We start from the raw sequence: 11093 nt of genomic DNA on the forward strand, positions 1-11093 counted from the left end.
TCCATGGCTCAGACGTCGTCTCGTTCGGTGTTCAGGGCGATCTCGATCAGGGCGTCGGCATCCAGGTCGTCCAGGTCGCCGAGACCGTCCGGCTCGTCCGGCCCGTCGGGGCCGTCCTGGGTGCCCGGGTCGTCCAGCGGGCCGGCCGGCTCGGGGGTGGCGGCCCCGGCCAGGCCCAGCAGGGTGTCCATCAGCCCGGCCTCCCGCAGCCGTTCGATCGGGATGGCGGCCAGGGCGGCACGCACCGCCGCCTCGTCCGGCCCGGCCGGCCGGTCCTCGGTCAGGACGCCCAGCTGCTCGCCGAGGAAGGCCGCCACCCCGTTGGGGGTGCGGTGGTTGAACACCAGGCTCGGCGGCAGGCGCAGCCCGGTCACCCGGCTCAGCCGGTTGCGCAGCTCGACGGCCGTCAGCGAGTCGAAGCCGAGGTCCTTGAAGGCCTGGCCGGCCGTGAGGGTGCGGCCGTCCTGGTAGCGCAGCACGGTGGCCGCCTGGGCGCGCACCACGTCGACCAGGATCTGCGGGCGCTGCCGCAGCGGTGCCGCCGTCAGCCGCGCGACGAGGGCGGCCGCCTCGTCGGCGTCCTCCGGCTCGGCGGGCTCCGGACTCCCGGCCTCCGCCGGGCCGGTGAGCAGCCCGGCCAGCAGTGGGCTGGGCCGGGTGGAGGTGAAGGCCGCGCCGAAGGCCTCCCAGTCCACCGCGGCCACGGTGAGGCCGTGCTCGGCCCGGTCGACGGCCTGGGCGAGGGCCTGGATGCCCAGTTCGGGGTCCATCGGGGTCACGCCGCGGCGCAGCAGGCCGTCGGTGTCCCCGGTGGCGGCCATTCCCGCGCCCGCCCAAGCGCCCCAGGCGACCGAGGTGCCGGCCAGGCCGCGGGCCCGGCGGTGCTCCACCAGTGCGTCCAGGAACGCGTTCCCGGCCGAGTACGCGCCCTGGCCGCCGCCGCCCCAGATCCCGGAGACCGAGGAGAAGACGACGAACTGCTCCAGGTCGAGTCCGAGGGTCAGCTCGTGCAGGTGCACCGCTCCCCCGAGCTTGGCGCCCAGCACCGCGTCGAGGTGGCCGGTGCCGGCCTCGTCCAGCGGGGCCTGGCCGTCGACTCCGGCGGCGTGCAGCACGGCGGTCAGCGGCTGGTCCTGCGGCACTCCTGCCAGGACGGCGGCCAGGGCGTCGCGGTCGGCGGTGTCGCAGGCGGCCAGGGTGACCCGGCTGCCGTACCCGGTCAGTTCCTCCGCGAGGGCCTGCGCGCCGGGGGTGTCGGCCCCGCGCCGGCCGAGCAGCAGCAGGTGCGGCGCGCCGCGCCCGGCCAGCCACCGGGCGGACTCGGCGCCGAGCGCGCCCAGGCCGCCGGTCACCAGGACGGTGCCGGTGGGCCGCCAGCCGGCTGGCACCGGAAGGGCGGGGTCCAGCGGGGCGCGCACCAGCCGGCGGGCGAGCGGCCCGGTGGCGCGGATCGCGATCTGGTCCTCGTCGGTGTCCTCGGACAGCAGGGCGGTCAGCAGGTCGCCGGTCCTGGCGTCGACGTCCTGCGGCAGGTCGACCAGGCCGCCCCAGCGCTCCGGGTGCTCCAGTGCGGCCACCCGGCCGAGGCCCCAGACCGGGGCCTGCGCCGGGTTGTCCAGCGTGTCGCCGCCGCCGGTGGTGACGGCGCCCCTGGTCAGCACCCGGAGCGGCGCCTCGATGCCGGCCCGGCCGAGCGCCTGGAGCAGGGCCAGGGTGGCGGCGGTGCCCTCGGGAAGGGCGGAGGCGGGCAGGGCGGCGCCGACGGCGGCGGTCAGCGACAGGACGCCGGCCACGGCGCCCGGTGCTGCGGCCGCCTCGGCGAGCCCGGCGGCCAGCGCGTCCGGGCCGGTGCCGGGGTCGAGCAGGACGGTCACCTCGGCTCCGGCGGCGCGCAGCGCGGTGACGGCCCAGTCGGTGAGCTCGGATTCCTGCGGGGCGACGACCAGCCAGGTGCCGTCCAGCAGCCCGGTGGCGGGCAGGCCGGTCAGCGGGGTCCAGTCGACGCGGTAGCGCCAGCCGTCGATGGTGGCGTCCCGGCGGCGGCGGGTGCGCCAGGTGGCGAGCGCGGGCACGACCTGGTCCAGCGCGTTCGCCCCTAGATCGAGGGTGTCGGCCAGCTCGGCCAGGTCGCCGCGCTCGACGGCGGCCCAGAAGCCGGCCTCCACCGGGTCGGCCGCGCCGGTCTCCCGCGGACCGGCGGCCGGGGCCTGGTCCGGCCAGTAGCGGTCGCGCTGGAAGGCGTAGGTGGGCAGTCCGATGCGGCGGCCGGCGGGCAGCAGCGACGCGAAGTCGACGGCCACGCCGGCGGTCCAGGCCTCGGCCAGGGCGGTCAGCAGCTGCTCGGGGCCGCCCTGGCCACGCCGCAGGGTGCCCAGCACGGCCGCCTCGGCCTCGACCGCGTCGGCGGTCTCCTGCACACCGACGGTCAGCACCGGGTGCGGACTGCACTCCACGAACACCGACCGGCCACCGGCCAGCAGCGCACGCGTCGCCTCCTCGAACCGGACCGGGGAGCGCAGGTTGTCGAACCAGTACCCGGCATCCATCCGCACCGTGTCGATCGACGTGCCCGTGAGAGTCGAGAAGAGCGGCACCGCGGAGGTGACCGGAGCGACCTCGGCCAGGTCGTCCAGGATGCGCTCACGCAACCGGTCCACCTGAGCCGAGTGCGAGGCGTAGTCCACCGGAATCCGGCGGGCCCGCACCTCACGGGCCTCGCAGAGCGCCACCAGCTCGTCCAGGGCCTCCGGTTCACCCGAAACCACCGTCGAGGACGGGCCGTTGTACGCGGCGACGGAGATCCGGCCGTCGAAGGGCGCGATCAGTTCCCCGACCAGCGCGCTGCCCGCCGCGACGGACACCATGCCGCCGCCGCCCGCGAGTTCGATGATCGCCTGGCTCCGCAGCGCCACCACCCGCGCACCGTCCTCCACGGACAGCGCACCCGCGACCACCGCGGCCGCGATCTCGCCCTGGGAGTGGCCGATCACGGCCGAGGGCCGGACGCCGTACGACCGCCACACCTCCGCGAGCGACACCATCACGGCCCAGAGCACCGGCTGGACGACGTCGACCCGGTCCAGCTCGGCGGCCGAGCGCAGCACCCCGGTCAGAGACCACGGCACGTACGGCGCCAGCGCCGCCTCACACTCCGCCAGTCGCGCCGCGAACACCGGTGAGGCCTCGGCGAGTTCACGCGCCATGCCGACCCACTGCGAACCCTGCCCCGGGAAGACGAACACCACGTCACCCGGCACCACCCGGCCCCGCACCACACCCTCGCCGTCGAAGGCGTCGAAGGCGTCGAGCCCGTCCAGCAGCGCGGTCCAGTCCGCGCCCAGCACCACCGCGCGGTGCTCCAGAGCGGCCCGCGACAACAGCGACCCGGCGACATCGGACACCGCCAACTCCGCACGCTCCGCGGCGAACTCCCGCAGCCGCCCCGCCTGCGCGGCCAGCGCGGCCGGGGTCTTGCCCGACAGCAGCCACGGCACCGGACCTTCGACAGCCGGAGACTCGGCGGACTCGACGGCCGGCACGGACTCCAGGATCACGTGGGCGTTGGTGCCACTGATCCCGAAGGACGACACGGCCGCCCGGCGCGGCCGATCCGCCTCCGGCCACGCCCTGGCCTCCGTCAGCAGCTCCACCGCGCCCGCCGACCAGTCCACGTGCGGCGACGGCTCGTCCACGTGCAGGGTCGCCGGCAGCGTCCCGTGCCGCAGCGCCTCCACCATCTTGATCACACCCGCGACGCCGGCCGCGGCCTGGGTGTGCCCGATGTTGGACTTCACCGAGCCGAGCCAGAGCGGCTCGCCCGCCCGCTCCTGCCCGTACGTCGCGAGCAGCGCCCCGGCCTCGATCGGGTCACCGAGCCTGGTGCCCGTGCCGTGCGCCTCCACCGCGTCCACCTCGGCGGCCGACAGCCCCGCGTTGGCGAGCGCCTGCCGGATCACCCGCTGCTGGGACGGGCCGTTGGGGGCGGTGAGGCCGTTGGAGGCACCGTCCTGGTTGACCGCGCTCCCCCGAACCACCGCCAGGATCTCGTGCCCGTTGCGGCGCGCGTCCGACAGCCGCTCGACCAGCAGCACGCCGACGCCCTCGCCCCAGCCCGTCCCGTCCGCACCGCCCGCGAAGGCCTTGCACCGGCCGTCCGGCGCCAGCCCGCCCTGCCGGGCGAACTCGCTGAACACCCCGGAGCCGGTCATCACCGTCACGCCGCCCGCGAGCGCCATGTCGCACTCGCCACCGCGCAGCGCCTGGACGGCGAGGTGCAGGGCGACCAGCGAGGAGGAGCAGGCGGTGTCGACGGTCATCGCCGGGCCCTCCAGACCGAAGGCGTACGCCACCCGGCCGGACAGCACGCTGGTCGCGCCGCCGGTCAGCCGGTGCCCCTCGGTGCCCTGGGGCAGTTCCACGTCGACGCCGTAGTACGAGGGGGCGGCGCCGGCGAAGACGCCGATCGACTCGCCCCTGAGCGCCCCGGGGTCGAGCGCCGCGGACTCGAAGGCCTCCCAGACGGCCTCCAGCAGCAGCCGCTGCTGCGGGTCCATCGCCAGCGCCTCGCGCGGCGAGATGCCGAACAGCCCGGCGTCGAAGTCCGCGACGTCGTCGACGAAGCCGCCCAGCGGCGCGTACGCACCGGACTGCCCGGTGAGGTCCCAGCCGCGGTCGGTCGGGAAGCCGGCGATCCCGTCCCGGCCCGTGGCCACCAGCCGCCACAGGTCGGCCGGGGAGGCCACCCCGCCGGGGAAGCGGCAGGCCATGCCGACGATGGCGATCGGCTCGCCGGGGTCGGCGACGGCGGCCGCGGTCCTGGTCCCGGCTGCCTCGGCGGCGGTGCCGAGCAGCCGGGTGGCGAGGAAGTCCGCGAGGGCCGTGGCCGTCGGGTAGTCGAACACCAGGGTCGCGGGCAGCCGTTGCCCGGTGGCGGCGTTCAGCCGGTTGCGCAGCTCCACCGCGGCCAGCGAGTCCACGCCGAGGTCCTTGAAGGCCTGCTGCGGGCCGACCGCCTCGGCCCCGGCGTGGCCGAGCACGGTCGCCGTGTTCGTCCGGACCAGGTCGAGCAGCAGCTGGCGCTGTGCGCTCTCCTCCAGGCCCTGGAGGCGGCGCTCCAGCGAGGCCTGCCCGTCCGCCCGCTCTCCCGCGGCGGCCCGCCGCAGGGCCGAGCGCACCAGCCCGCGCAGCAGGGACGGCGGTTCGGCGGTCGCGCCGCGGGCGGCCGAGAGGTCGAGCGCGATCGGCAGCAGGTGCGCGGCGGGCAGGGCGGCCGCGCGGTCGTGGAGGGCCAGGCCGAGGCCGGCGCTCAGGGTGCCGCCGAGGCGGTCGCCGCTGACGACCGTGTCGCCGTCGGCGAGGTGGCCGGTGAGGGCGCTGGCCTTCTCCCACAGGCCCCAGCCGAGCGACTGGGCGGGCAGGCCGGCCGCCCTGCGGTGCGCGGCGAGGGCGTCCAGGAAGGCGTTGGCGGCCGCGTAGCCGGCCTGGCCGCCGGTGCCGAAGGTGCCGGCGGCGGAGGAGTAGAGCACGAACGCGGCCAGGTCGGCGCCGGCGGTGAGCTCGTGCAGGTGGACCGCGGCGTCCACCTTGGGGCGCAGCACCGTGTCGAGCCTGGCCGGGGTCAGCGCGCCGAACACGCCGTCGTCCAGGGCGCCCGCGGTGTGCACCACGCCGGTCAGCGGGTGCGCGGCGGGGATCTCGGCGAGCAGGGCGGCCAGCGCGTCCCGGTCGGCGGCGTCGCAGGCCGCGACGGTCACCTCGGCGCCCAGTTCCCTCAGTTCCCCGACCAGTTGGGCGGCCCCGGCGGCGGCCTGGCCCTGCCGGCTCAGCAGCAGCAGGTGCCGTACGCCGTGACCGGTCACCAGGTGGCGGGCGAGCAGCCCGCCGAGGGTGCCGGTGCCGCCGGTGATCAGGACGGTGCCCTCGGGGTCGAGCGGCGCGGGCACGGTGAGGACGTTCTTGCCGACGTGCCGGCCCTGGCCGATGTGCCGGTACGCCTCGACGGCGTTGCGCACGTCCCAGGCGGTGGTCGGCAGGGCGTGCAGGGCGCCGGCGTCGAACAGGGCGATGACCTCGGCGAGGATCTCGCCCATCCGTGCCGGTCCCGCCTCGCCGAGGTCGAAGGCGCGGTAGGTGACGTCGTCGCGCCCGACGGTGTCGCGGACGTCGGCCTTGCCCATCTCCAGGAACCGCCCGCCGGAGGCGAGCAGCCGCAGCGAGGCGTCCACGAACTCGCCGGCCAGCGCGTTGAGCACCACGTCGACGCCGCGCCCGCCGGTGCTCTCCCGGAACCGTTCCTCGAAGTCCAGGTCCCGGGAGGAGGCGATGTGCGTGTCGCCGAGGCCCTGGCCGCGCAGCACGTCCCACTTGCCGGGGCCGGCGGTGCCGTACACCTCCAGGCCCAGGTGGCGGGCGAGCTGGACGGCGGCCATGCCGACGCCGCCGGCCGCGGCGTGGATCAGCACGGACTCGCCCGGCCGGGCGTCGGCCAGGTCGCGCAGCCCGTAGTAGGCGGTCGCGAACACCAGCGGGACGGCGGCGGACCGGGCGAAGGTCCAGCCGTCCGGGATGCGGGCCAGCAGGTCGCGGACGGTGACCGCGGTGGCGGCGATGCCGCCGGAGAAGAAGCCGAACACCCGGTCGCCGGGGGCGAGGTCCTCGACACCGGGGCCGGTCTCCAGCACCACGCCGGCCGCCTCGGCGCCCATCGGCGCGCGCTCCGGGTACATGCCGAGCGCGATCAGGACGTCCCGGAAGTTCACGCCGGCGGCGCGGACGGCGACCCGCACCTCGCCGGGGCCGAGCGGCCGGTCGGCGTCCGGGGCGGCGACCAGGGCGAGGTTCTCCAGCGTCCCGGGGCCGAGGGTGTCCAGCCGCCAGGCGTCCCGCCCCGGCGGCACGGCGAGCGCGTCCGAGGGCCGGCCGAGCCGGGCGGCGAGGAGCACGCCGGCACGGACGGCCAGGACCGGCTCGTCGCCGTGGACGGCGATCCGGCACCAGTCGCCCGGGCCGTCGCCGTCCGGGCCGTCATGCTCCAGGTCGACCAGCACGATCCGGTCGGGGTTCTCGGTCTGCGCGGAGCGGACCAGGCCCCGGACGGCCGCGGCGACCGGGTCGACGGGCCCCTGCCCGACGGCGACGGCGCCACGCGTCACGACCGCCAGCCTGCTGTCCGTCAGCCGGTCCTCGGCCAGCCAGGCCTGGAGGTCCGCCAGGACCCGGCCGGCCGTCTCCCGCACCCGGCCGGGCAGGTCGGCGGCGTCGGTGCCGGTGCCGGTGGCGGTGGCGGTGCCGGGGACGGGCAGCACGACGAGCCGCGGCGCGGGCCGCCCGCCGTCGAGCGCGGTGAGCAGCTCGGCCAGGCCGGGGAACCGGGGCGCGTCGAGCGACCGGAGGTCCGGGCCGAGCAGGGCCAGGGCGGACGGCTCGACGGTGCCGTCCGGCGCCGTCACCGGGGTCCAGCCGAGTTCGAACAGCGACCTGGCGACGGCGGGGTCGACGGCCGGGCCCAGCTGGGCGGCCTCGACCTCGCGCAGCACGAGGGAGTCGATGGTCATCACCGGGGCCCCGGTGCCGTCCGCGACGCCCAGCGCCATGCCGTCGGCGGTCACGGTCAGGGTCACCCGCAGCGCGGACGCGCCGGCCGCGTGCAGCCGGACGCCCGTCCAGGCGAACGGGAGCCGGGCGGCGCGGTGTTCGTCGGTGGCGGCGGAGAAGCCCACCGCGTGCAGGGCCGCGTCCAGCAGCGCGGGGTGCAGGCCGAACGCCTCGGCCTGGCCCGCGGCCGCCTCGGGGAGGACGACCTCGGCGTGGACGCTGTCGCCGGCCGTCCAGGCCGCCCGCAAGCCCTGGAAGGCCGGGCCGTAGCCGTAGCCGACGGCGGTCAGCCGCTCGTAGAAGCCGGTGAGGTCGACGGGCTCGGCACCGGCGGGCGGCCAGGCGGCGGGCGTGGCGGGTGCGGCGGGCGCGCCCGCCGGAGCGAGCACCCCGACGGCGTGGCACACCCACTCGGCGTCCTCCGCCTCGGCGCGCGACAGCACCTCCACGGTGCGGTCCCCCGCCTCGTCGGCCGTTCCGACGCTCACCTGGACGGCGACGCCGCCCTGTTGGGGCAGCACCAGCGGCGACTGGATCACCAGCTCCCGCAGCACCTCGCAGCCGGCCTCCCGGCCCGCCCGCAGCGAGAGCTCCACCAGGGCGGTGCCGGGCACCAGCACGGTGTCCAGGACGGCGTGGTCGGCGAGCCAGGGGTGCGTGGCCAGGCTCAGCCGGCCGGTCAGCACCACTCCCCCGCCGTTCAGGGCGATGACGGCGCCCAGCAGCGGGTGCCGGGCGCCGATCTGGCCGAGGGCCCGTACGTCGCCGGAGCCGGCGGTGGGCTTCGGCCAGTAGCGCTCGCGCTGGAAGGCGTAGGTCGGCAGCTCGGTCCGGCGGCCGGCGGTGACGGCCCGGGACCAGTCGGGTTCGGCGCCGGTGGTCCAGAGGACGGCCAGGGCGGTCAGGGCGGTCTCGGCCTCGTCCCGCTCGCGGCGCATCAGCGGGGCGAAGGTCCCGTCGGCGGCCGACTGTCCGGCCAGACCGGCCAGCACGGCGTCCGGGCCGAGTTCGACGTAGCGGGTGACGCCCTGACGGCCCAGGGTGTCGACGCCGTCGGCGAAGCGGACGGCCTCGCGGACCTGGCGCAGCCAGTAGTCCGGGGTGGTGAGCATCCCGGGCGCGGAGGGTTCGCCGGTCAGGTTGGAGACCAGCGGGATCTGCGGCTCGGCGAAGGTCAACTGCTCCAGGACTGCGGCGAATTCGGCGAGCATCGGCTCCATCAGGGCCGAGTGGAACGCATGGGAGACGGTCAGCCGGCTGGTCTTGCGGCCCTCGGCCTTCCAGCGGGCGGCGAACTCGTCCACCACCTCGGCGGGGCCCGAAACCACCAGCGAGGCAGGCCCGTTGACGGCCGCGACGTCGAGCCGCTCACCGATCGCCTCGCGCACCTCGGCCTCGGCGGCCTGCACGGCGAGCATCGCGCCGCCCTCGGGCAGCGCCTGCATCAGCCGGCCCCGCGCCGCCACCAGCGCGCACGCGTCGGCCAGCGAGAACACCCCGGCGACGTGCGCCGCCGCGATCTCCCCGATCGAGTGCCCGAGAAGGAACTCCGGTACCACGCCCCAGGATTCGAGCAAACGGTACGAAGCGACCTCGACGGCGAACAGCCCGGCCTGGGCCCACATCGTCCGGTCCAGGTCCTCGGCGCCCTCGAACACCACGTCCTTGAGCGGCCTGCCCAGGTCGAACCGCGCACAGACCTCGTCGAAGGCCGCCGCGAACACCGGGAACGCCTCGTACAGACCCCGGCCCATCCCGGCCCGCTGCGCACCCTGCCCCGTGAACAGGAACGCCGTCCGGCCCCCGGTCACGGTGCCCGACACCACACCGGCCGCGGGGCGCCCCTCGGCCACCGCCGCCAGGCCCTCCACCAGGCCGTCCCGATCGGAGCCGAGCACCACCGCACGGTGTTCCAGCCCGGCCCGGGAGAGCAGCGTCGCGGCCACGTCCGCCAGAGCGAACTCCCGCTCACCACGAAGGAATTCGGCCAGTCGCCCGGCCTGCGCCGACAGCGCCTCGGCCGTCCGCCCCGACACCGGCCACGGCACCGACCCCGTCAGCGGGCCCGGCACCGGCACCGGCACCGCCGAAGGCTCCTCGGGAGCCGTCTCCGGCGCGGACTCCAGGATGACGTGGGCGTTGGTGCCGCTGATCCCGAAGGACGACACGCCCACCCGGCGCGGCCGGTCCAGCTCCGGCCACGGCCTGGCCTCGGCCAGCACCTCCACCGCGCCCGCCGACCAGTCCACGTGCGGGGTCGGCTCGTCGACGTGCAGGGTGGCCGGCAGCACGCCCTCCCGCATCGCCTGCACCATCTTGATCACGCCCGCGACACCGGCCGCCGCCTGGGTGTGGCCGATGTTCGACTTGACCGAGCCCAGCCAGAGCGGCTCGCCCGCCCGCTCCTGCCCGTACGTCGCCAGCAGCGCCTGCGCCTCGATCGGGTCGCCGAGGCTGGTCCCCGTGCCGTGCGCCTCCACCGCGTCGACCTCGGCGGCCTCCAGCCGGGCGCTCGCCAGCGCCTGCCGGATCACCCGCTCCTGCGAGGGCCCGTTGGGCGCCGTCAGACCGTTGGAGGCGCCGTCCTGGTTCACCGCCGAACCCCGCACCACCGCCAGCACGTCGTGCCCGAGCCGCTGGGCGTCGGAGAGCCGCTCCAGCACCAGCACGCCGACGCCCTCGCCCCAACCCGTTCCGTCCGCGCCGGCCGCGAAGGCCTTGCAGCGGCCGTCGGAGGCCAGCCCGCCCTGCCGGTTGAAGGAGGCGTACCCGCCGGGGGTGGACATCACGGTGGCGCCGCCCGCGAGGGCCAGGTCGCACTCGCCGGAGCGCAGCGCCTGGGCCGCCCAGTGCATGGCCACCAGCGAGGAGGAGCAGGCGGTGTCCACGGTGACCGCCGGGCCCTCCAGGCCGAACACGTACGAGAGCCGGCCCGACATCACACTGGCGGTGGTGCCGGTCGCGATGTGCCCCTCCAGGCCCTCCGGGGAGGCGAGCGCGACCAGCCCGTAGTCCTGGCCGTTGGTGCCCGTGAACACGCCGGTGCGGCTGCCGCGCAGCGCGCGCGGGTTCAGGCCCGCCGCCTCGAAGGCCTCCCAGGAGGCCTCCAGCAGCAGCCGCTGCTGCGGGTCCATGGCGGTGGCCTCGCGCGGGCTGATGCCGAAGAGCGCGGCGTCGAACTCGTCGGCGTCGTGGATGAAGCCGCCCTGCCGGGCGTAGTCCTCGTCCTCGTCCTCGGCCCAGCCCCGGTTGACGGGGAAGTCGCCGACCGCGTCGGTGCGTTCGGCCACCAGCCGCCACAGGTCGGCGGGCGTCCGGACGCCGCCGGGGAAGCGGCAGCCCATGCCGACGATCGCGATCGGCTCCTGCGCGCGGTCCTCGATGGTGCGGATCCGGCGGTGCGCCTGGCGAAGTTCGGTCGTCACCCACTTCAGATGGTCGAGCAGCTTCTGGTCATCCGCCATGGGTCTTCCCCTTCACGAGTGGTGCCTCGACGCCGA

The 11093-nt window shown here is 76.5% G+C and carries 1 protein-coding gene; it reads right to left on the reverse strand.

Annotated elements, in window-relative coordinates:
- Positions 1-8 precede the first annotated feature (8 nt).
- The gene (locus tag ACIQOW_RS17300; RefSeq protein WP_401085378.1) at positions 9-11057 is read right to left on the reverse strand and encodes a type I polyketide synthase; all 11049 of its coding nucleotides are present in this window, start codon (positions 11055-11057) and stop codon (positions 9-11) included.
- Positions 11058-11093 lie beyond the last annotated feature (36 nt).

Origin of the sequence: Kitasatospora sp. NPDC091335 (assembly GCF_044757205.1) — a bacterium.
In the GTDB taxonomy this organism is placed as follows: Bacteria; Actinomycetota; Actinomycetes; order Streptomycetales; family Streptomycetaceae; genus Kitasatospora.

Bases quoted from the DNA above. Each gene is read 5' to 3' on its own strand.
- ACIQOW_RS17300 (WP_401085378.1), bottom strand. From the start codon at position 11,057: ATGGCGGATGACCAGAAGCTGCTCGACCATCTGAAGTGGGTGACGACC.